Source organism: Abyssibacter sp. (genome assembly GCF_964229365.1).
Taxonomy (GTDB): domain Bacteria; phylum Pseudomonadota; class Gammaproteobacteria; order Nevskiales; family OUC007; genus Abyssibacter.
On the sequence record NZ_CAXRDQ010000005.1, the window covers coordinates 31,672 to 53,492 of the forward strand.

Sequence of the window (21,821 nt, forward strand, 5' to 3'; positions counted from 1 at the left end):
TGTAGTGTCGGGTTGACGTCAGTCCTTCACGGAACAACGCCGCATGAAATGAGTCCGCAGTCCGTGCAATGCGTTGCAGCAGACATCGCAGCGCCTGATTCACTGTGTTTCCAAACGTGGCGGCAAGATAGGCACGCCGCGACAACATGTCGCTTAAAATTGATATTAGCGACACGTTCTATTGATGTGTCGTTCGTTGCAACATATCCTGAAGACATGTCGACAAAAGCGAAAAATGATGCCATGTCGTGGCTGTCGGATCGTCCCTACAACGATTTGCCAAAGCTGCCGCCTTCCGGCGTGGAACTCGATAGTAAGCCTGTGCTGCTTCGGTGCATCCGTGCGCGCGCCGCACTGGCTCGGCTCGATCAGGCAACGGATCTGATCCCAAATCCGGCGATCCTGATCAACACGCTACCCGTTCTCGAGGCTAGGGCCAGCACCGAAATTGAGAACATCGTAACCACCAACGACGAGCTGTTCCGCTACCAGGAGTCGGACGACCACGACGATCCTGCCACCAAGGAGGCGCTGCGCTATCGGCATGCATTACTTGAAGGCTTTAGTAGCCTGAAAGGCCGCCCGCTGGTCACGGCGACCGCCGAAGCGATCTGCACGCGCATTAAAGGCGTCGACATGCGCGTACGCCGCGTTCCCGGAACCCGGCTAGAAAATGGCGCAGGTGAGGCGATCTACACCCCGCCCGAGGGAGAAGAGCAACTACGCGATCTTCTTGCGAACTGGGAGAGGTTCCTTCATGAGGAGGAGTATCTGGATCCGCTCATCCGCCTGGCGGTCGGTCACTACCAGTTCGAAGCGATCCATCCATTCACCGACGGTAACGGCCGGACCGGTCGCGTGCTCAACAATCTTTTCCTGATCGAAACCGGCCTGCTACGAAGTCCGATCCTGTATCTCAGCCGGTTCATCATCCAGCATAAAGCTGACTACTACCGGCTGTTGCTGGGCGTCACAGCAGATGGAGCCTGGGAGGAGTGGATTCTCTACCTGCTCAAAGGCATTGAAGAGACCGCTCTATGGACGTTGGCAAAGCTCCAAGCCATGCGGCAGCTATTTGATGCGACCGCGCAATACGTGCGTGAGCAGCGGCCAAAGATCTACAGCCATGAACTGGTGGAAGCGATCTTCGCTCAGCCTTACAGTCGGATCCGAAACTTGGTCGACGCAGACATCGTAGGGCGTCAGGCGGCGTCTCGATATCTCAAGGAGTTGGTCGAGATCGGCGTGTTGCATGAACAGAAAGTTGGCCGCGAGGTACTTTTTCTCAACCACCGACTACTGGCGTTGCTGACCGGGGAGGACAACAACGTGCCTGCCTTCAAATGAACAGGCCGGATGCCTTCACAACGTCGGCAAGTGGGACCCTGCTGACGTATTACGAGATTCTGGAACTCTGCCTGTTCGAAGTTCTGTCGCTGCGCTTGTCCGGTACTCAGTGAAACGGTGCGAGACATTACTCGACGTTCTGCACCTGCTCGCGCATCTGTTCGATCAGCACCTTGAGGTCGACGGCGGCGCGGGTGACTTCGGTGTCCTGTGACTTGGACCCCAGGGTGTTGGCTTCGCGGTTGAGTTCCTGGATCAGGAAATCCAGCCGCCGGCCGACGGGTTCACGCCGTTTGAGGATGGCGCGGATTTCCTGGGTATGCGCGTTGAGTCGGTCCAGTTCTTCTGCCGCGTCGGTTCGGTTGAGCAATAACAGGAATTCCTGCTCGATCCGGCTTTCGTCCAGCTCGGTCTTGAAATCGGCCAGCCGCTCACGCAGGCGGGCTTCCCATTCGGTTCGCAAGGCCGGCAGGCGGTCGGTGACCTGCACGACCAGGGACTCGATGCCGTCGGCGCGCTCGCACAGCATGGTGTCGATCTTGTCGCCTTCGCGCTGCCGGGCCTCGGCCAGCGCGTCGAGGCCGGCATCCAGCGATTCCAGCGCCGCGGTGTTCAAGGCCTCCTGATCCAGCTCGGCTTGCTGGACCACACCGGGCCAGGCAAGCACACGGAGCGGGTCGGGTGGCTGAACATCCATCGCCTCCGAAACCTGACGGATGCCGCTGGCCAGCGACTGCAGGCGGGCAGAGTCGATGTCCAGGCTGCCCTGCTCGCCGGCCGAAAGGTCGAGCTTGAGCGAGGCCTCGCACTTGCCGCGGGCAACTCGGCGGCCGATGCGGGTTCGAAACTCCGATTCCAGTGCCCGCATCGGTTCGGGCAGGCGGAAACTGACATCCAGGTAACGGTGATTGACGGTGCGCAACTCCCAGACGAGTTGGCCCCACGTGCCCGTAGCCTGATGGCGGGCGAATCCGGTCATGCTCTTGATCATGCGGCGCAGTATCGCAAATTCAGGCGGGGCAGCCCGGTATACTCCGCGCCCATGACTGACTCCTTTCAACGCCCCAGTGGCCGCGCAGCCGACCAGCTGCGTGAGGTCACCCTCACCCGCCATTTCACCAAACACGCCGAAGGCTCGGTGCTGGTTAGCTTTGGCGATACCCGCGTGCTCTGCACGGCCTCGATTGATGAACGTGTGCCGCCCTGGCTGCGCAACGAGAATCGCGGCTGGGTCACGGCCGAATACGGCATGCTGCCGCGCTCTACGCACGACCGAATGGGCCGCGAGGCGGCCCGTGGCAAGCAATCCGGCCGAACCCAGGAAATCCAGCGGCTGATCGGCCGCAGCCTGCGCGCCGTGGTCGATCTCGAAGCGTTGGGCCAGCGCCAGATCACGCTGGACTGCGATGTCATTCAGGCCGATGGCGGCACCCGCACGGCCGCGATCACGGGCGCCTATGTCGCCCTGGTTGATGCGGTCAACGGCCTGCTCGCCCGCAAGCTGCTCAAGCGCGACCCGATTCACGGTCACGTGGCGGCGATTTCGGTCGGCATTTGCGGCGGCACGCCGGTGCTGGACCTCGACTACGCCGAAGATTCGACCGCCGAAACCGACATGAATGTCGTGATGAACGACGCCGGCGGCTTTATTGAGGTTCAGGGTACGGCCGAAGGCCATGCCTTCCAGCGCAGCGAACTGGATGCGTTGCTGGACCTCGCTGGCGCTGGTGTCAAACAACTCGTGGCCGCGCAGCAGGCCGCGCTGGCGAGCTGAGTCCGTGGGATCAAGCATCCTCTCCCACGTCTCGATCGGCACGAATGCGTTCGAGCGTGCCGTGGCGTTCTACGATGCCACCCTGCGCGCGCTCGGCATCGGCCGCGTGATGGAACATCCTGGCGCGGTTGCCTACGGCCGCGATTTTCCGGAATTCTGGGTTCAAACCCCCATTAATGGACAACCGGCCAGCGCAGCGAACGGCATCCACGTCGCGTTTCTTGCCGACAGCCCGGACCAGGTAGACGCCTGGTATGCCGCAGCCCTGGACCAAGGGGCCGCGCCAGAGGGACCACCGGGACCACGAACCGAGTACGGCGCCGGCTACTACGGTGCCTTCGTGCGGGATCTGGATGGCCACAAGATCGAGGCCATGCATTGGGACGAGAACGCGACATGAGCGCGGTATCCGTGGTGCTCGCCACCGGCAATCCCGGCAAGGTCAAGGAGATGCAAGCCTTGCTTGCGCCGCTGGGTTACCGCGTGCGCCCGCAGTCGGAGTTCGAGTTTGAGCAACCGCCTGAAACCGGCGATACCTTCATCGAAAACGCGATCATCAAGGCGCGCGCGGCTGCCGCGGCGACGGGGCTGCCGGCGATTGCCGATGACAGCGGCCTGGAGGTCGCGGCCCTGGGCGGCGCCCCAGGCGTGCGATCGGCGCGGTATTCCGGCGAACACGGCAACGATGCCGCCAACAATGCCGCGCTGCTGAAAGCGCTTGAGGGTCAGCGGCGCCGACAGGCCCGGTTTCGCTGCGTATGCGTGTGCCTGCGTCATGCGGCCGATCCCGCCCCGCTGATCGCCCAAGGCGTCTGGCCGGGACGAATCATGACCGAGCTGCAGGGCTTGGATGGCTTCGGCTATGACCCGTTGTTCCAGCCGGCGGGCTTGAACTGCTCTGCGGCGGAGCTGAGCCCGGAAGAGAAGAACCGCCGCAGCCATCGCGGACAGGCCGTTCAGGCCCTGGTGACCCAACTACGGATCGAGCCGTTGCAGAGCAGCTGACACCGTGGGAACCAACCATCCGCTGGGCCTTTATGTGCACCTGCCCTGGTGCGTGGCGAAATGCCCTTACTGCGACTTCAACTCCCACGGCCTGAACGGCCGCCGCGTGGACGAAGCCGGGTACACCGACGCCCTGCTCCGGGACCTGAGCTTTGAACGCGCGAACATCGACACCGCACGGCCAATCACCAGCGTGTTTTTCGGCGGCGGGACGCCCAGCCTGTTTTCGCCCCCGGCCATCGCCCGCGTGCTGGAAACGGCAGAGGCATTGTTCGGCTTTGATCCGAATGTCGAGATCACGCTAGAGGCCAACCCCGGCGCCAGCGACGCCGAGCGCTTCGCCGGCTATCGCGCGGCGGGAGTCAATCGCCTGTCGATCGGCGTGCAGAGCTTCGACGACACGCAGCTGCGCCGATTGGGGCGGATTCACTCGGCGCAGACGGCCATCGACACCTTCGGCCAGGCGCGAGCCGCCGGCTTCGACAACGTGAATATCGATCTGATGTTCGCACTGCCCGAGCAGACCTTCGACCAAGCCATGGACGATTTGGATCAAGGCCTCGCGCTGGGTTCGGAGCACCTGTCCTGGTACCAGCTGACGCTGGAGCCCGGCACCGCTTTCGCCCGCCGGCCGCCGCCGCTGCCAACCGAAGATACCGCCGTGGCCATCTGGGAAACCGGCCAAACCCGGCTCGCGGAAGCCGGCTTCGCGCAATACGAGGTATCGGCCTACGCCCGGCCGGGCCGGCAATGCCGGCACAACCAGACCTACTGGCATTGCGCGGAATACATCGGGGTGGGTGCCGGCGCCCACGGCATGGTCGGCTGGCAGCGACGCGAACGCCAGCGCCGCCCCGGCGCGTTCATCGCCACCGCGGGCACGGCCGACGCGCTGGCGCAAACGCGTTACATTGAGCCTCAGGATCGTACGCTGGAGTTTCTGATGAACGCTCTGCGACTCAACGACGGCTTCACCATCCCGCAGTTCGAAGCGGCCACCGGCCTGGGCATTGACGCAATGCATCCGGCGCTGAGTTCGGCGCTGGCAACCGGCACGCTGGAACAGGCTGGCCAGACCATTCGCCCCACCGAGCTGGGCCGACGCCATCTGGATGCCGTGCTGGCGGACTTCTGACCGATGGAAGCCCTCACCGAACATCGCACGCACTGCCCATACTGTGGCGAGCGCATCACCCTGCTGGTCGACCACACCGGCGGCTCGCAGGAATACGTCGAAGACTGCTTTGTCTGCTGCCAGCCCATCGTCGTCCGCCTTGAAGAGGCCGACGACGGGTACACGCTGCAGGTGGATGTCGAGAACGACTGACCCGACAGCGGTCTAGCGCCGTTCCAGACGCTCCTGCAAAAAATGCAAACGCTGTGCATCCATCGGCGGGGGCACTGTCGAACTCCTTGTACATGCATTGTCTAACCATCGCTGTCGATCCGAGTTCGCAACACGCGCTCGGATCGCTGCAGGATGCTGACGCACAAGGAGCGCTCGGACCATGAACGACACCGCTGAAGTCGTCGAAGATTGTCAGGCTTTCCGGATTGGCGCGGTCGAACGTGCCACGGGGATCCCCGCCAACACCATCCGTGTCTGGGAGCGTCGCTACGGCCTCGTCAAACCAGCCAGAGATGAAACTGGCACGCGGCTGTATTCACAACAAGATGTCGAATACCTGAGCCACGTGCGCACGCTGATCGATGCCGGTGATTCCATCGGTTACATCGCATCGCTGGACAAGGGACAGTTGCCGGCACGCATCGAATCGCTCGCCTCCATGCCCAACCGGGGCAATGCACGACGCCGCCGCACCGGCCTGGCGCCGCTGCTGCTGATCGGGCCGACGCTAGCCGAGCGACTCGGCGACATCGACCTGCCGGGTTATACGATTCACGCCAGCTACGCGACACCGGCAGATGCCCGCAAGGCGTCGCTACCGACCCATTCGAATGCTATCGCCGTCGTGGAAACCGAACAGGTCACGCGGTCGCTGGCGCAAGACCTGGCTGCCTGGCGTGACGATGCCAGCCTGACCGCCGTGATCGTCGTCTATAGCTACGCGCGCAAGTCCGACCTGAACGCCATTCGCGACCTTGGCCTGCTGGTGCTGCGCGAGCCGATTGATGCGGAGATGCTTCGCCATGTGCTGCTGACGCGCAAATACTGGCTGGCGCCGGACGAGCAGCCAGGGGATTACCTGTCCGCGGCAATCCCGCCACAGCTGTTCAACAAGAAGGAATTGGTCTCGCTGGCGCTGGTCCAGACCAGCGTGAGCTGCGAATGTCCGCGGCATCTCGCCGAGTTGCTGATCTCGCTCAGCGCCTTCGAGCGCTACTCCCAGCTCTGCGAGGACCGCTCCACTGAAGACGCGGCCCTGCACGCCATGCTCCGTGGTGCCACGGCGCATGCGCGCTCGACGATGGAAGCGGCGCTCAAGCGGGTTGTCGACCACGAGAAGATCGACCTGTCGCAGCTGCGCTGATCGAGGCAGGGCGCAGATCCCCGGCGCGGCGCCATATTGGCGCCAGCCGGGCGTGCACCTCATAATCGCCACCCCGTTTTTCCGGCTAGTGATCTGGTTATGAATAAGGCTGACAAGCGCCAAGCGGCGTTGGACTACCACGCCAAACCAAGGCCGGGAAAACTCGGAATCGCGATCACCAAACCGTTCACCACGCCCAGCGAGCTGTCGCTGGCGTATTCGCCCGGTGTGGCCGAGCCGGTGCTGGAGATCGAGAAGAACCCGGACGATGCATTCAAATACACGTCCAAGGGCAACCTGGTCGCGGTGATCACCAACGGCACGGCTGTGCTGGGGCTGGGCCGCACCGGCCCGCTGGCATCCAAGCCGGTGATGGAAGGCAAGGCCGTGCTGTTCAAGAAGTTTGCCAATGTCGATGTGTTCGACATCGAGGTCGACGCGCCGGATGCACAGGATTTCATCGAAACCGTGCAGCGAATCTCGCCGACCTTCGGTGGCATCAACCTCGAAGATATCGCCGCGCCAGACTGCTTTCACATCGAGAAGACGCTGAGCGAGACACTGGATATCCCGGTGTTTCACGATGACCAGCATGGCACCGCCATCATCATCTGCGCCGGGCTGCTCAATGCCCTGGCGTACCAGAACAAGGCTCTGGACGCGGTGCGCATCGTCTGCGTCGGTGCCGGCGCGGCCGGCATCGCGTCGATGAAGCTGCTGCAATCACTAGGCGCGGCGCCGGACAACATCGTCATGTGCGATAGCAAGGGCGTGGTTCACACCGGCCGCAACGACCTCAACCCGCAGAAGCAAGAGTTCGCGATCGACACCGATTTGCGCACGCTGTCGGATGCCATGGCCGGTGCCGACGTGTTCATCGGCGTGTCCGGCCCCGGCCTTGTCAGCCAGGACATGGTGCGTTCGATGGCGCCGAACCCGGTCGTGTTTGCGCTGGCAAATCCGACGCCGGAAATTCTTCCCGAGGAGGCCCATGCGGTGCGCGACGATGTGATCATGGCAACCGGCCGCAGCGATTACCCGAATCAGGTCAACAACGTGCTGTGCTTCCCGTTCCTGTTCCGGGGTGCGCTGGACGTGCGTTCGCGCTCGATCAACCACGAGATGCAGATAGCCGCGGTTCACGCCATTGCCGACTTGGCCCGGCAGCCGGTCCCGGAAGTCGTCAAGGACGCCTACGACATGCAGGACATCAGCTTCGGCCCCAACTACATCCTGCCCACACCGCTGGACCCGCGGCTGTCGGATTTCGTCTCGCCTGCCGTGGCGGCAGCCGCCGTGGACTCCGGCGCCGCACGCACCGGCTACCCCGCGCACTACCCCAAACGCTAGGTCGATACCCGCATGCCGTTGGCAGACGCGGCGCATCTGGTCGTCGCGATGATGGCGATCGGCATGGGCCTGTCGGGTTGGCTCACCGATCCGCGCGACCACATCAACCGGTCGCTGGCCCTCTGCGTGGTGCTCATCGGCATGGAGCAGGCGCTGGAACCCGCCAGCGGCAGCGGCCTGGTGTTCTGGACTGCGGTCACCGAGACGCTGGAGTCGGCCGCGATCATCGCCGGCGTGGAATGGGGACGGCGTATCGGCCGCTCCGCCCGTGGCCGGCGTGGCGTGGCGGCACACTGGCTTTTCCGGGTGGCGCAGCTACTCATCATCGTCCTGCTCGGGCTGTCGCTTGGCTACGTATTGATCGCGCCAGAACAGGCAACGTCCGACGCCAGCGGGCTGGTCAAGCTGCGCGGGCTGGAGTTCGCGATCTTCGCTCCGGTGCTGGGAACAGCCATGCTGCTGGCGGCAATTGCGATCATCCTGCTGTTGACCACGCGGCTCGATTCCACCGATGCCCTGCGCCTGCGGATGCTTTACATGGCAACTCCATTCTTGATTGGCGCGCTGGTGGTCACACGCGGGCTGGAGCCGTATTTCATTGTGATCGGGCTGGTGATTCTGTCAGCGTCGTCGGTGCGCTATCTGGCGATCCTCGGCCGGCGCGGCGCCTTCATGGGGCAGTTCCTGTCGCCGCAGGTCGCGCAGGAAGTGAGGGCACATGGGCTCGACCACCTATTGGAACGCCGACGCACCGTGGTAACAGTGGTCGTCGCCGACCTGCGCGGGTTCTCGTCCTACGCGCGGCTGCGCACCTCGGAGGAAACCTTCGGCTTGCTCGAAGCCTTTTACAAGGCTGTGGGCGACGCGACGCGAGCGCATGCCGGCACGGTCAAGGACCACGCGGGCGACGGGGTCGTCATCATCGTCGGCGCGCCATTCAAGGTGCAGCAACCCGCGCGGAGCGGTATCGAACTGGCCTTGTCGCTGCAGCAGGCCGTGTGCCAGATGCTGTCGCAGAACGGCCATGCTCCGGCGGTGGGCCTGGGCATCGGCATCGCTACCGGCCACGTGACGGTGGGCGCCCTGCGTGGGGCTGGCCGCTTGGAGTACGGTGCTGTCGGCAACCCCGTGGTGCTGGCCTCCCGGCTATGCGGTCGCGCCAGTGATGGCGAGATTCTGGCCGATGCCCGAACGCGGGACGAAGCCCAGGAAACCAGCCGCTGGGTGGCCGAGGATCGGGACGCCGAACCGCTCAAAGGCTTCCCGCGTCCGGTGCCGATTTGTGCACTGCGCTTGCAAAGGTCCAGCACGAGCGGGGAAACTAATGGGCGCTAACGATTTCCCACGGGCGCGGTCCCGCTCGTTGCCGCGATTGATCGTCGAACCGCTAAACGATCGATCGTCTACGCACCCAGCGTCATCCGCCCGAATTTTTTCAATTCAACTCACGTCACGGGACGCCAGCGACTTCTTCATCGTCTGCTTGGACAGGGAAGATGACATCGTCACCGCCACGAATCCTTGGGGGATGACGGGCACGGCTTTCGCGACCGACCGGGAGTAACAAAAGCATGAGCAGCGATTCGTATACAGTCACCGGACCCGACGGAAGCTCCGTCGATCTGCCGCAAGTACAAGGCACGATGGGCCCGCCCGCGGTCGATGTCCGCAAGCTGTATGCGAACACCGGCGGTTTCACCTTCGACCCCGGCTTTACCTCGACCTGCTCCTGCGAGTCAGGCATCACCTTCATTGATGGCGAGAAGGGCCAGCTGCTTTACCGCGGCTATCGCGCGGACGAGCTGGCGCAGAAGTCCAACTACATGGAAGTCTGCTATCTGCTGCTCAATGGCGAGCTGCCCACCCAGAGCGAATACGAGGAGTTCAACGACGCGATCCGCATGCACACCATGCTGAACGAGTCGCTGAAGCGCTTCTTCACCGGCTTCCACTACGACGCGCATCCGATGGCCATGCTGTCGTCCATCGTCAGTGGGCTGTCGGCGTTCTATCACGACACCACGAACACGGCGGATCCGGAGCATCGCAAGATCTTTGCGCGCCGCATGATTGCGAAGATCCCGACCATCGCCGCGGCCGCGTACAAGTATTCCATCGGCCAGCCGATGGTTTATCCGAAGAACGACCTGGATTACAGCTCCAACTTCCTGCACATGATGTTTGCCGTGCCGGCGGAGGACTACGAGGTCGATCCCGTCGCCGCCGAGGCGCTGGATGTGTTGTTGATTCTGCATGCCGATCACGAGCAGAACGCATCCACCTCCACCGTGCGCCTGGCGGGTTCCACCGGCTGTAACCCCTACGCGGCCATCTCCTCCGGTATCGCGGCTCTTTGGGGGCCTGCGCACGGCGGCGCCAACGAGGCGGTGCTCAAGCAGCTTTCGGCGATCGGCAGCGCCGACAATGTCGACAAGTACATTGCCAAGGCCAAGGACAAGAACGACCCGTTCCGTCTGATGGGCTTCGGCCATCGCGTGTACAAGAACTTCGATCCACGCGCGACCGTCATCCGCGAGCATTGCCACAAGGTCCTCAAGGCCTACGGCGGTGACACCGACGGCATGCTCGAACTGGCGATGAAGCTGGAAGAGATCGCACTGAAGGATGAGTACTTCGTCGAGCGCAAGCTCTACCCGAACGTCGATTTCTACAGCGGCATCATCTACAAGGCCATCGGCATCCCCACCAATATGTTCACGCCGATGTTCGCCATCGGCCGCACCGTGGGCTGGGTCGCGCACTACCTCGAGATGATTTCCGATCCGGGTCTGCGCATCGGTCGTCCGCGCCAGATTTATACCGGCGCAACGGAACGTCCGTACTCCGACATCACCGGTCGATAGGCTGTCAGCGCATCCCGCGCCTGGCGTCGGGATGCGCGTGCCCCTGCCCATGAAAGCAGTTCTGGAACCATTGCTGGATGGCCGTGATCTCGCGCCCGAGGTCATGACGCAAACCATGCGCGGCATCATGCAAGGCGAGTACACGCCGGCGCAGGTGGCGGGGTTCCTGATTGCCTTGCGCTGCAAAGGCGAGACGGTCGGCGAGATCGCCGCCGCGGCTGCGGTCATGCGGGAGTTGGCCACGCCGGTCGAAATCCCGGCGTCCGCCCGCAAGCACCTGGTGGATACCTGCGGCACGGGCGGCGATGCCAGCGGCATCTTCAATGTCTCCACTGCCTCGGCGATGGTGGTGGCCGCTGCCGGCGGCCATGTCGCCAAGCACGGCAACCGCTCGGTTTCCAGTCAGTTTGGCAGCGCCGATGTACTGGAGGCGGCCGGCGTCAAGGTCGATCTAGGCCCGGCCGGCGTCGCCCGCTGTGTGGAAGAGCTGGGCGTCGGTTTCATGTTCGCGCCGGGCTATCACTCGGCGATGAAGCATGCGATCGGACCACGCCGCGAGTTGGGGGTACGCACCCTGTTCAATCTGCTCGGCCCCCTGACCAACCCGGCCAATGCGCCCTGCCAGGTGATTGGGGTGTTCTCCAGTGCCTGGTGCGCGCCCATCGCCGAGGTGATGCAGCGGCTGGGTAGCGAACACGTCATGGTGGTTCATGGCCAGGACGGCCTGGACGAGATCAGTCCGGTCGAGCCGACCCATGTGGCCGAACTGCGGATGGGTGAAGTCCGCAACTACACGATCGAGCCTGCAACCTTCGGCGTGACCGCACACAGCCTGCAGCCGTTACGCGCGGCATCGGCCGACGAAAGCTACACGATGATCCGGCAGGCGCTGGGCGGTCGTGCGGGCTCGGTTGCCGACATGATCGCGCTCAACGCCGGCGCCGGCATCTACGTCGCGGGTCTGACCAGCACGCTGGCCGATGGCGTCAATCAGGCACGGGAGGTGCTGGCCTCCGGAACGGCACTGAAGACGCTAAACGGTCTAGCCGCGTTGTCGCAGCAACTCTGAGCGCGACGGCCGCGGACCATTATCCATGAGCGACATCCTCAACCGAATTCTCGCCACCAAGCAGGACGAAGTGGCCGCGGCCCAGTCACGGACCTCACACGAAACCCTGCGCCAACGTTCTGCACAGGCAGAACCACCACGCGGTTTTGCCGACGCATTGCGGGCGCGGGTGCAGACGCGCCAGCCCGCGGTGATCGCCGAACTGAAAAAGGCCTCCCCCAGCAAGGGCCTGATCCGGCCGGATTTCGATCCGACGTGGCTGGCGCATCGCTACGCCGCTGGCGGGGCCGCCTGTCTGTCGGTGCTGACGGACGTCACCTATTTTCAGGGCGCGCCGGATTTCTTGGTTCAGGCCCGCGGCGCCGGACTACCGGTGATACGCAAGGACTTCCTGATCGACCCGTATCAGGTGCTCGAAGCTCGTGCCTGGGGCGCTGACTGCGTGCTGCTGATTGTCGCCGCGCTGGATGACGCCAGCTTGCGCACCTTGGCCGAGGCCGCGGTGGAGCTGGGCATGGATACATTGGTTGAGGTTCACGACGCCGAGGAACTGGAGCGCGCGCTGCGCCTGCCAGCGGAACTGTGTCCGCTACTAGGCATTAACAATCGCAATTTGCGTAGCTTCGACGTCAGTCTAGACACCACCCTGAACCTGCGTTCGGCGGTGCCTGATGATCGCGTGCTGATTACCGAAAGCGGCATTCATAGCCGTGACGACATCCAGAGGATGCAGGCGGCCGATGTGCATGGCTTCCTGGTCGGCGAATCCTTGATGCGCGCGACCGACCCTGGGGTGGCGCTGGCCGAGCTGATCGGAGCGCCGATTCAGGCGGGTTAGCCCTCGGTACCCAGCGACTGCCGGGTGTCTTCCGGCACCAGGATCGCACGCCCCTTCACCTGCACGATGCCGTCTTCTTCCAACGACTTGAGCACGCGGCCCGCCATTTCGCGGGAGCAGCCGACAATTCGTGCCAGCTCCTGCCGGCTGATGCGGACCACTCGACCACCTTCCACAACTTCGTGGCCGGGGTCGTCCGTGAGCGTCAGCAGCGTTCGGGCGATGCGCCCGGCCACGTCGACGAAGGCCAGATCGGCCGCACGGCGGGTGGTGTCACGCAGGCGCTTGGCAAGCTGATGGCCGAGCACGAACATGAGGTCAGGGTATTTGTGTGCGAGTTCGCGGAACGGCTGAAAGCCGAGTTCGGACACCACCGTGGGTTTGCGTGTGCGCGCGATGGCGCTGCGCGACTCCATTTCCGGGAACAGGCTCATCTCGCCGAAAAAGTCGCCCGGGTTGAGATACGCCAGCACCATTTCGCGACCATCTTCGTCCTCGAAGATGATGCTGACCGAGCCTTCCAGAATCAGGTACAAGGAATCCGGCGCGTCCCCTTCGTGAAGAATCGTATGATTCTTCGGGTAGTGCCGACGATGCGCCGCCATGTGGAACGCCTGAATGGCGGCCTCGCTCCCTTCGTCCAGCTGATGCAAGCTGGTCATTCGCGTTCAGCGGTCATTCCGCTGCTCCCCGTTTTCTTGTCACTAGTATCATACCCGCCATGACGGTTAACACGATGTCAGCACGCCTCAAACTTTCGGAGGGTGTGACCTGGGTCGGCGAGTCCGGCAGCGGACACGCCATAGTTATCGATGGCTCGCCCGAGATTGGTGGCCGCAACCTCGGGATGCGGCCCATGGAACTGATACTCCTCGGCGTGGGTAGCTGCAGCGCCATGGATGTGATGCTCATTCTACGCAAGGCGCGGCAGGACGTAAGCGATTGTTGCGTGGAGATCCAGGGCACGCGCGCCGAAACCATCCCGCAGGTGTTCACGGCCATCCATCTGCATTTCATCATCGAAGGGCGGGAGTTGGCCGAACGCCATGTGGCGCGGGCGGTTCAGCTCTCCGCGGAAAAGTATTGCTCCGCCTCGCTGATGCTGCAGGCCAGTGTCGAGATCACCCACGACTTCGAGATCCGTCCGCTCTGATGTTGCTCTCGTTCTTCTATGCGCTGCGCGAAGGCGGCCTCAAGCCGACGGTCACCGAGTTTCTAACCCTGCTGGACGCGCTCAAGCGTCACGTGGTGATTTACAGCATCGATGATTTCTACGTGTTGGCGCGCACCAGTCTGGTCAAGGACGAGACCAAGTACGATCGGTTCGATCAGATCTTTGCGGCGTATTGGCACGGGGTCGAGTCGGTCACCGAAGATCTGTTCACCGACATTCCGGAAGAGTGGCTGCGCAAGCAGGCGGAGCTGCAGCTATCCGACGAGGACAAGGCGAAGATCGAGGCCATGGGCGGCTTCGAGAAGCTCATGGAGGAGTTACGCAAGCGCCTCGACGAACAGGAAAAACGCCACCAGGGCGGCAACAAGTGGATCGGTACCGCCGGCACCTCTCCGTTCGGCGCCTACGGCTTCAATCCGGAGGGCGTTCGTATCGGTCAGGCCGGCAGCCGCAACCGTTCTGCGGTCAAGGTCTGGGACAAGCGCGAATTCGCCAACCTGGACGATAGCCGCGAACTCGGAACCCGCAACATCAAGATGGCGCTGCGCCGCCTCCGTCGCTTTGCCCGCGAAGGGGCCGCCGATCAGCTGGATTTGAACGACACCATCAGTTCAACGGCGAGAAACGGCGGCATGCTGGACATCCGCATGGTGCCCGAACGTCATAACGCGGTGAAGGTGCTGCTGTTCTTCGATGTGGGCGGTTCGATGGATCCGCACGTAACGCTGTGCGAGGAGTTGTTCTCGGCAGCTCGCACCGAGTTCAAGCACATGGAGTACTTCTACTTCCACAATTTCCTGTACGAATCGGTGTGGAAGGACAACCTGCGGCGGCGCTCGGAAAAGACGTCCACCCGTGAACTCATCCGCACCTACGGACCCGACTACAAGATCATCTTCGTCGGCGATGCCACGATGAGCCCCTATGAGATTGCCTATCCCGGCGGCAGCGTGGAGCACTGGAACGAGGAGTCTGGTGAGACCTGGGCGCGCCGGCTGCTCGATCATTTTCCCAAGGCCGCATGGCTTAACCCGGAGCCCGAATCACACTGGGAATACGCGCCATCGTTGGCGATGACCCGGACTATTTTCGACGACCGCATGTTCCCCCTGACCATTCGGGGTTTGGAAGATGCGATGCGCCGTCTGACCCGGGCTCGCTGAATCGCGCCAGGCCTTGAAGACCGGGCGCGCGTCGTCAGCCGACGTTGGGCTCGGCCATCAGCACGGCCAGCACGGCCCCGTCATCGCCGATCAAGCTCAGGCGGCCTTGCTCCAGCCGGAATGTGGTGGTCGCCGCCAGTGCCGCCAGAAACGCTTGCTCCTGGTCCATCCCCTGGGCGCAAGCCATCTTCGTGGTGATCAGGCGCGAGAAGCTTAGCTGGTCGCCGTCCAGCACATAGCTGCCGGACAGACGATTGCAGCCGGCGTGGCCATAGAGTTGATCGGTGGCGGGCTCCAGCACCAGCGTGGCCGGCTTGGCAAGCGTATCGACGGTGGTGCCGGCCAGGGATACGAGCATCCAGGGCGTCGCGGTCAGCCGGGATGGCGATTCGCTTTCAGTGGCGGGGGTCGCACAGGCGCCGAGGCCCAGCGCCCATAGCAGGGTAATCATCACGGCTGTCAGAGCGCGGCCTGGCCGCGCGTGTCGCGCCGCCAGATGGGTCGTCGCAGTCTCGAGCATGGGCATCCTGCTCCTCGCATCAGATTGGGTTCGGGCGGAGGCATCGACCTTGGCCTAAGGCGCCGCCAGTGCTGGCAGTATACCCACCGCGCCGCGCCGGCCGAACACGTTCAATGTTCTTGCAAAAGCCTGCGGCATCGCGTTCACTGCGCAATTGTTCTCGCTAACCGAGTTGCGCGGAATGCTAGAGGCCGTCGCGGTTGCCAATCACTTCATCGCCCAGGCGGCGAGCGAGCGATTGCGCGACCTGAACCCACCAAAGCTGCATGAATTGACGTATTGCGCTCAGGGCTGGCACCTGGCCATGCTCGGCACCTCGTTGTTTGATGGCGGCATTGTGGCCACGGTGAACGGCCCGCGCATTGCCGCTTTGCAGGACCATCTAAGCGGCACCAAGCGCGTACTGGAACCGTTGGTGGTGCGCCGCAGCGACCCGCAGTCGGGCAAGATGATCGAGTTGACGCCACACCCGCAGGCGGCAGACGAAGGCACCCGCCGCGTCCTCGCGATCACGTGGAAGGCCTACGGCAAGCTCTCCGGTTACGACTTGTCGCTGGTCACCCGCGAACAGGGCGGACCCTGGGACCTGCTCTGGAATGACCCGGACCGCGGCGCGGACACGGTCGATATTCCGAATGAAACCATCCGGCTCTGGTTCCGTCAGCTGGCGGAACGCAATCGCAAGGTCACTTCGGCCAAGTCGGTCAAGGACACCCAGCGCATTCTGGTCACCCCGAACCGGGATGGCATGAAGTCGGCGTAGCGCGCCCAGGCGTTCAACACACCGGCTTAGAAATACAACTGCACGATTGCGCTGATCGTATCCTCGTAGTCCAGCAAGGCACTGCTTGCCTGCGCCGGCGCATCGTCCGGCACGTTGCTGACCAGTCGGGCCTGTAGCGACACCTTCACCGAGGCGCCGAACCGGCGCTCGGCCTCAACCAGATAACTGATCGTCGTCTCATCCAGGCTGCGCACCCCGCCTGCCAGCAGCGCGGTGCCGGCCACATCATTGAAGCTGAGTCGGGTGCCCGCGAATACCTCGCGATCAAACAAGTCCTGGCCTTCAGCTTCGCGCCGATCGTAAATGAACTCGGACAGCAAGCCGACGTCGATCGCTGAGTCGAACACCCCGTAGAGGGTGTGTTCAAAGCCCGTGACCAGCGCATTGGCCCAGCGCTCGCCGCGCTCCCGGCGCAGGGCTTCCAGCTTCAGCGCGGTGGCGCCGATGATCCACTGCGCGTCGATCGAGTACTGCTCGATCTGGTCGTAATGCGGGATGATCTGAACTGCATCAAAAAAAGCCGCCTGAACTTCGGCATCGGTCGGCGCGAGTCCGGCCTGCTGGGCCAGCGCGATCAGAATCCGGTCCAGCGGTTCGAACCCGCTGAGCGCCGGATCGGTCACCGCGGAATCCAGGTCGCAGTTCGCCTGGGTGGCCGTGCCTTCGAAGCCGCTGCCCTGACGCACGCAGGGCAGTAATCGCGGCTCCCGCGCGGTGCCCTTGAACCAGCTCACCCCGACATCCAGCGCGCCCACGGTATGCCGCCACCGTAATGCGAAATCCTGGTGCGACTGCTCCTGGTGCGATTCGTAGCGGGCGGCGTCTTCAGTGATCTCGAATGGAAACGCCGGCCGGCCGTCTTCGCCCGGGAAAGTGCGCTCCCGGAAGTATGGGAGCCAGAACGCGTCCCAGGTGCCGAAGTCCGAAATCCAGGCCAGGTTGATCATCGGCTGGCCCAGCTTGTCCTCGTTATCGATGTCTTCGACGAAGTCGGTCTGGTTGATGACGTCCACCAGATGGCGTGACTCGGTGACGCCCCAGAACACCTTGCGAACCCCCAGCCTGACTTCATAGTCGCGGGCGGCGTGGACGAAACTCAGCTCGCGGATATCAGCGTGGGTTCGTTCATCGTCATCGGAATCGACGCGCCCGAAGAACACGCCCGACAGCAATTGGTCGCCGCGATTCCACTCCCGAAAGAACTCGACCGTGAGCGCTGCGGCGCTTTGCCGGTCAGGCCGGTCTGGCACCTTGGATTCCTGCGGGAACTCCCGGTGTTCCAGTTCCAGCGTGGTGTAAACGTCGCCGTCAGCCGCAACCGCCACTCCCCATGCTGACGTTGCCATGACGACCACTGCGATGATTGAACGCATCCCGGACCCCGCTACATACCGATCGGTATGATCCTATGCGTCAGGCGCGGACGCAAGCCGATCTTCGACACTACGGATCTTGTCGGCGAGAGCCTGCTTGCGATCGGTCCGCGTCCCTACCTTGAGCGTCGTAAAGATGCGAGGGGCGCCCTGCGCGTGCACGGCCTCATGACAGGCCTTTACCGCACGCATGACCACATCCCAGTCACCTTCCACATTAGTGCCGTAGGCATGCAACTGCCCGGTCAGCCCGGCCTGCTCCAGCACGCGCTGACAGGTAGCCACATAAGGCGACACCGATACGCCGACGCCGATCGGCACGAGACAAATTTCAACACTGACCTGCATTGTTATCTCTCGGTGATTCAAGAGCCGACCAGAGTGACAGCGTGTGCGGCGGCGCTCAATGAGTGCGCCGAAGGGATCAGAGGCCTCCCGGTGTGGTCTGAGCGATAATGCCGATTCAACTTCTGGAGTCATGTCCGATGCAGCGCCTGCTTATCCTGACCCTGATCGCCACGACCACCGCCTTGGTCGCCTGCGCCACCTCGCCCCTCGGTCGTTCGCAATTGCAGCTGTTTCCCGAGTCGCAAATGGCCGAAATGGGCGTTGCCGCGTTTCAGGACATGAAACAGCAACAGCCGCTGGAGACCTCCAGCCAGACCAATGGTTATGTCAGCTGCGTTGCGCGGGCGATCATTGCGGAGCTACCCGAACAACGCACCTGGGAGGTTCAGGTCTTCAAGGACGATTCGGCTAATGCCTTCGCGTTGCCTGGCGGCAAGATCGGCGTGCACACCGGCTTGCTGGACATCGCAGAAAACCAGGACCAGCTCGCCACGGTGATCGGCCACGAAGTGGCGCATGTGCTCGCCAGTCACGCCAATGAGCGTGTCTCCACCAGCTATGTTGCCAGCACGGGACTCCAACTGGCACAGGTCGCTGCCGGGGAGCCCACGGCCGCCAAACAACAGCTGTTCGGGCTGTTGGGGCTGGGTGCTCAAGTCGGCGTGTTACTTCCGTTTTCCCGCACCCAGGAGTCCGAGGCCGATCTGCTCGGGCTGGATCTGATGGCAAAAGCCGGTTTCGATCCGCGTGCGAGCATTCCGCTGTGGGAGAACATGAGCCAGGCCGGCGGCGGCAAGCCGCCCGAGTTTCTCTCGACCCATCCATCGCATACGACGCGCATCGGCGACCTGTCCAAGCGCCTGCAGACCGCGATGCCGCTCTACGAACAGGCCAAGCGCGCCGGCAAGCGGCCGGGCTGTGGCTAGCCGTTACGGCTGCGCGACTGGGCCAAACACGTCCGGAGTCAACGCGATGTCGGTACCCGGCAGGCGCAGCTGACGCTTGAGCGCCAGGTCAAACAACCACGGGTTGTAGGCGTATAACTCGCGCAGCGGCGCCACGTCCTCCCGCTCGATAAAGCCGGCCCACACCAGTTCATCCAGCCAGATGTTGGTGTTGATCGCAGCATAGGGGTAGGCGCTGGCGTAGCGGTAGCGACCGAACAAATCGACCTGCTGCAAGACGCTGTTGAGCACGCCGGAGGCCGTCTTCAGCCGCCCTAGCCCATCGACCAGCACGTAGAGACGTTCGTCTTGGTCGCTCTCGCGAAGTGTCCGCAAGCAGGCTTGCCACCGATCGAGATCAGACCGCATGCAGCCCAGCAGGAAAACCTGGCGGCCGGCAGCCGCATGCGACGCTGCAAGCCGTAACGCTGGGTCGGGATCATTCAGCGGCGTGAGATCGACCCACACGCGGCTGGGTTGTGGCTCGCCACCGGCCAGGGTCAGGCCGGACACCCAGCGGTCCTCGCCGCCCGGCGCCTGCGCCACCGCGCGCCAATGCGCAGGCCAGGTGCTGTCATCCGGCTGCTCCGTCAACACCACGACCTCGATCGGCCGTGTGGGCAGATCGGTTAACGCTCGGAAGCGGGCCAGGTAGGGCGCGCGCCAAGCGTCGCCGCCGCGACCGTTGACGCCGGTGGCGTCGGCCCAGATTGCTTGACGCAAGCCGGCCCACCAGCCGCTGCTGATGGCCGGCCGCGTCAGATAGGCGCCTTGATCCACAACCGTTTCGGGCAGCCCGGCGAAGCTCTCCTCAAGCAGCTGCTGTGCGGATTCGCTCAAGGCCCATCGTGCAGCCTCTGGCGTTTGCGAACCGCGCCCGGGATGCCCCAGCCAATCTTCGACACAGCCGGTGAGGGCCAGGGCAGTGAGCCCGAGGACAACCATTCGCATTCGGATTTCAGAACTCGATCGCAACAACACGCTTATGCGTCCGCCGTACGGTGTTTCTTGGAGCGGTAATACGCGCTGATGTCAGACAAGGAGTATTGGGGCGTCCACCGGTAGGCCTTGGCGAAACTGTTGCCGTCCAGCACCACCGGATACTTGAAGAAATTGATCAGGTACGGGGGGAAGGAGCTCCACCCCATTCGCTCGGCAATCCGCCGGGGTAAGGCCGGTGGCAACGAGGGCAGGGGCAAAACCCGGCAATCGCAGGCACGCAGAAAGTCCTGGTATGCCACCCAGTCGTTAGGCGCGACGTTAAAAATACCCTTGCCGCGACGCTCAAACGCGGCGACCACGGCATCGGCCATATCCTCCACATGCAGGAACTGCATGATCGGCGAGAACCCCAGCAGCGCTGGCGCAAGCCGGCGTGACAGCAGGCGCGACATGGAATTGCGCACCCCGGGGCCGACGATATTGCAGGGGCGCAGAATCGTGATGTGCAGCTTGGGGTTTCGCCACAGATAGATCTGCGCGAGGTTCTCCAACTCGACCGCATCGACCAGATCCATGGTCAGTTCGCTGGCCTTCAGCGGCGCCGTTTCATACAGCGGCGCGGGATTGTAGGCATCGGCGCCGTACACGAAATGCGTGGAGTGCACGACGACCTTGCCGACGTTGTATTTCTCCGCAAGGTCGAACAATCGCCGTGTGCCCAGCACGTTGTCGTTATAGCGGCGAAAGCGGCTGTACTCGTTGGTGAGAATGCGCCCGAGATGAATGACGCCGTCGATCGGGTGATCGCGAAAAATATCCTCGAAACGACGCTTGCTCAGGTCGACCTGGTAGCTCGGGATTTGTGCATCCGTCTGCACCTTGCGTCGGAAGTCGACGGCGATCACCTGATGCCGATCCATGAGTCGCGCCATGACGCGTCGTGCCAGTGAGCCACCGGCGCCGGTGACAAGGATTGTCTTCGGTTTGATGCGCGACGCACTCATCTGTAAATCGACTGTCGTTGTTCCAGGCCACGTCGGATGAGCTTGCGAATCTCCGACTTGACCTGCTCGATGCGCGGCGCGATGTCGTGCTCATGCTCACAGTCGTTATCGAAGCGCAGCGGCTCGCCGATGTGCAGGCTGACGCGGGCCGGCAAGGGCAGCAGCGGCCCGAGCGGTATATAAGGCAGCCCCAGCGGACGGGCCAACGGCTTGAGATCGGAGAACGAAGGCATCGTCTCCTCGCAACCGACGATACCGACCGGCACGATCGGCGTGCGATGCCGCATCGCCAAGTGCATGAAACCGGTGCCAAAGCGTTGCAGCTGGTAGCGCTTGTGCCAAACCTTGCCCGATCCGCGGATGCCTTCCGGGAACACGATGATGGCCTCCTCGTGCTCCAGCATCGCACCGCAGTTCACTGGATCACCGACCACGGCGCCAAGCCCGTTCATGAAGTTTCCGAGAAACGGAACCGTCGGGAAGAACCGCTCGATCATCGCGCGCGGCGCGCGCGGCCCGGCGGGGTTGCGGGCCATGGCCACACCCAGCATGACGCCATCCAGCGGCAACTGCCCGCTGTGATTCGGCACCATCATCACGCGCCCGGTCGGTGGAATGTGCTCCAGCCCCTCCACCCGCACGCGAAAGTAATGGTCGAACAGCCAGCCCGCACCCGCGAGCGAGAGCTTGGCTGTCGACCGGTTGTAACCCCAGGGGTCGAATCCGAAGGAACCCAGCACCTTCGGCAATCGATCAATGGTGTCGTGTATTTCGGCACCGACAATACGGTCGGCCAACCATCGGCTGATTGCCATGGGCTGCGTCCATCC

At 63.2% G+C, this 21,821-nt stretch carries 24 protein-coding genes; 16 read left to right on the forward strand and 8 right to left on the reverse strand.

All coding sequences use genetic code 11. The features are described 5' to 3' along the window. Positions 1-216: 216 nt before the first annotated feature. Positions 217-1,347 (forward strand): protein adenylyltransferase Fic, encoded by a 1,131-nt coding sequence (gene fic, locus ACE1EY_RS00665; RefSeq protein WP_291514336.1) that lies wholly within the window; start codon positions 217-219, stop codon positions 1,345-1,347. A 127-nt stretch (positions 1,348-1,474) separates the two neighbouring features. On the opposite strand, the gene ACE1EY_RS00670 is transcribed toward fic, so the two are convergent. Beyond that, positions 1,475-2,326, reverse strand: a complete 852-nt coding sequence (locus ACE1EY_RS00670; protein WP_291514337.1) for a YicC/YloC family endoribonuclease — start codon at positions 2,324-2,326, stop codon at positions 1,475-1,477. 63 nt (positions 2,327-2,389) lie between these two features. Here ACE1EY_RS00670 and rph point away from each other — a divergent pair, with 63 nt between their 5' ends. The 11 genes from rph (at position 2,390) to trpC (ending at position 12,739) form a co-directional block, all read left to right on the forward strand. Then, positions 2,390-3,121 carry a ribonuclease PH gene (gene rph, locus ACE1EY_RS00675; protein ID WP_291514338.1) on the forward strand — a complete coding sequence of 244 codons (732 nt, stop codon included), beginning with the start codon at positions 2,390-2,392 and terminating at the stop codon, positions 3,119-3,121. A 4-nt stretch (positions 3,122-3,125) separates the two neighbouring features. Then, the gene (locus ACE1EY_RS00680) at positions 3,126-3,521 is read left to right on the forward strand and encodes a VOC family protein (protein ID WP_291514339.1); all 396 of its coding nucleotides are present in this window, start codon (positions 3,126-3,128) and stop codon (positions 3,519-3,521) included. After that, positions 3,518-4,126, forward strand: a complete 609-nt coding sequence (gene rdgB, locus ACE1EY_RS00685) for an RdgB/HAM1 family non-canonical purine NTP pyrophosphatase (protein WP_291514340.1) — start codon at positions 3,518-3,520, stop codon at positions 4,124-4,126. Before ACE1EY_RS00680 ends, rdgB begins: the two co-directional genes overlap by 4 nt. A 4-nt stretch (positions 4,127-4,130) precedes the next feature. Further along, positions 4,131-5,261, forward strand: a complete 1,131-nt coding sequence (gene hemW, locus ACE1EY_RS00690) for a radical SAM family heme chaperone HemW (protein WP_291514341.1) — start codon at positions 4,131-4,133, stop codon at positions 5,259-5,261. A 3-nt stretch (positions 5,262-5,264) separates the two neighbouring features. Further along, complete coding sequence (locus ACE1EY_RS00695; protein WP_291514342.1) at positions 5,265-5,453, forward strand: CPXCG motif-containing cysteine-rich protein; 189 nt, start codon at positions 5,265-5,267, stop codon at positions 5,451-5,453. A gap of 181 nt (positions 5,454-5,634) precedes the next feature. Further along, positions 5,635-6,618, forward strand: a complete 984-nt coding sequence (locus ACE1EY_RS00700; RefSeq protein WP_291514343.1) for a MerR family transcriptional regulator — start codon at positions 5,635-5,637, stop codon at positions 6,616-6,618. A 99-nt stretch (positions 6,619-6,717) separates the two neighbouring features. Beyond that, a complete protein-coding gene (locus ACE1EY_RS00705) occupies positions 6,718-7,968 on the forward strand; it encodes a malic enzyme-like NAD(P)-binding protein (RefSeq protein ID WP_291514344.1) in 1,251 nt (416 codons plus the stop codon). A gap of 12 nt (positions 7,969-7,980) precedes the next feature. Then, complete coding sequence (locus tag ACE1EY_RS00710) at positions 7,981-9,303, forward strand: adenylate/guanylate cyclase domain-containing protein (protein ID WP_291514345.1); 1,323 nt, start codon at positions 7,981-7,983, stop codon at positions 9,301-9,303. 236 nt (positions 9,304-9,539) lie between these two features. Further along, positions 9,540-10,832: a citrate synthase gene (locus ACE1EY_RS00715; protein WP_370299200.1), complete on the forward strand. Its 1,293-nt coding sequence runs from the start codon at positions 9,540-9,542 to the stop codon at positions 10,830-10,832. Between the two features lie 43 nt (positions 10,833-10,875). Then, positions 10,876-11,901, forward strand: coding sequence for an anthranilate phosphoribosyltransferase (gene trpD / locus ACE1EY_RS00720; RefSeq protein WP_370299219.1), 1,026 nt, complete (start codon positions 10,876-10,878; stop codon positions 11,899-11,901). Between the two features lie 25 nt (positions 11,902-11,926). Beyond that, positions 11,927-12,739, forward strand: a complete 813-nt coding sequence (gene trpC, locus ACE1EY_RS00725) for an indole-3-glycerol phosphate synthase TrpC (protein WP_291514348.1) — start codon at positions 11,927-11,929, stop codon at positions 12,737-12,739. On the opposite strand, the gene ACE1EY_RS00730 is transcribed toward trpC, so the two are convergent. Continuing rightward, a complete protein-coding gene (locus ACE1EY_RS00730) occupies positions 12,736-13,401 on the reverse strand; it encodes a cyclic nucleotide-binding domain-containing protein (RefSeq protein WP_291514349.1) in 666 nt (221 codons plus the stop codon). The two genes, trpC and ACE1EY_RS00730, sit on opposite strands and share 4 nt — an antisense overlap. Before the next feature lie 74 nt (positions 13,402-13,475). On the opposite strand from ACE1EY_RS00730, the gene ACE1EY_RS00735 reads away from it, so the two are divergent. Continuing rightward, complete coding sequence (locus ACE1EY_RS00735) at positions 13,476-13,892, forward strand: OsmC family protein (protein WP_291514350.1); 417 nt, start codon at positions 13,476-13,478, stop codon at positions 13,890-13,892. Further along, positions 13,892-15,076 (forward strand): VWA domain-containing protein, encoded by a 1,185-nt coding sequence (locus tag ACE1EY_RS00740; RefSeq protein WP_291514351.1) that lies wholly within the window; start codon positions 13,892-13,894, stop codon positions 15,074-15,076. The genes ACE1EY_RS00735 and ACE1EY_RS00740 overlap by 1 nt, the downstream gene beginning before the upstream one ends. 34 nt (positions 15,077-15,110) lie before the next feature. Here the strand turns inward: ACE1EY_RS00740 and ACE1EY_RS00745 are convergent, their stop codons facing one another. After that, a complete protein-coding gene (locus tag ACE1EY_RS00745) occupies positions 15,111-15,596 on the reverse strand; it encodes an META domain-containing protein (RefSeq protein ID WP_370299202.1) in 486 nt (161 codons plus the stop codon). A 181-nt stretch (positions 15,597-15,777) separates the two neighbouring features. On the opposite strand from ACE1EY_RS00745, the gene ACE1EY_RS00750 reads away from it, so the two are divergent. Continuing rightward, positions 15,778-16,359, forward strand: coding sequence for a type II toxin-antitoxin system antitoxin SocA domain-containing protein (locus ACE1EY_RS00750; protein ID WP_291514353.1), 582 nt, complete (start codon positions 15,778-15,780; stop codon positions 16,357-16,359). A gap of 26 nt (positions 16,360-16,385) precedes the next feature. On the opposite strand, the gene ACE1EY_RS00755 is transcribed toward ACE1EY_RS00750, so the two are convergent. Both ACE1EY_RS00755 and ACE1EY_RS00760 read right to left on the reverse strand, forming a co-directional pair. Next, positions 16,386-17,726, reverse strand: a complete 1,341-nt coding sequence (locus ACE1EY_RS00755) for a hypothetical protein (protein WP_291514354.1) — start codon at positions 17,724-17,726, stop codon at positions 16,386-16,388. Between the two features lie 60 nt (positions 17,727-17,786). Continuing rightward, positions 17,787-18,101, reverse strand: a complete 315-nt coding sequence (locus tag ACE1EY_RS00760; protein WP_291514355.1) for an MTH1187 family thiamine-binding protein — start codon at positions 18,099-18,101, stop codon at positions 17,787-17,789. 137 nt (positions 18,102-18,238) lie between these two features. Here ACE1EY_RS00760 and ACE1EY_RS00765 point away from each other — a divergent pair, with 137 nt between their 5' ends. Then, positions 18,239-19,027, forward strand: a complete 789-nt coding sequence (locus ACE1EY_RS00765; RefSeq protein ID WP_370299203.1) for a M48 family metallopeptidase — start codon at positions 18,239-18,241, stop codon at positions 19,025-19,027. A 3-nt stretch (positions 19,028-19,030) separates the two neighbouring features. Here the strand turns inward: ACE1EY_RS00765 and ACE1EY_RS00770 are convergent, their stop codons facing one another. From ACE1EY_RS00770 to ACE1EY_RS00780, 3 genes are all read right to left on the reverse strand, one after another. Next, the gene (locus ACE1EY_RS00770; RefSeq protein WP_370299205.1) at positions 19,031-19,885 is read right to left on the reverse strand and encodes a hypothetical protein; all 855 of its coding nucleotides are present in this window, start codon (positions 19,883-19,885) and stop codon (positions 19,031-19,033) included. A gap of 143 nt (positions 19,886-20,028) precedes the next feature. Further along, positions 20,029-20,991 (reverse strand): NAD-dependent epimerase/dehydratase family protein, encoded by a 963-nt coding sequence (locus tag ACE1EY_RS00775; RefSeq protein WP_291514358.1) that lies wholly within the window; start codon positions 20,989-20,991, stop codon positions 20,029-20,031. Beyond that, positions 20,988-21,806, reverse strand: a complete 819-nt coding sequence (locus ACE1EY_RS00780; protein WP_291514359.1) for a lysophospholipid acyltransferase family protein — start codon at positions 21,804-21,806, stop codon at positions 20,988-20,990. The genes ACE1EY_RS00775 and ACE1EY_RS00780 overlap by 4 nt, the downstream gene beginning before the upstream one ends. Positions 21,807-21,821: the final 15 nt, after the last annotated feature.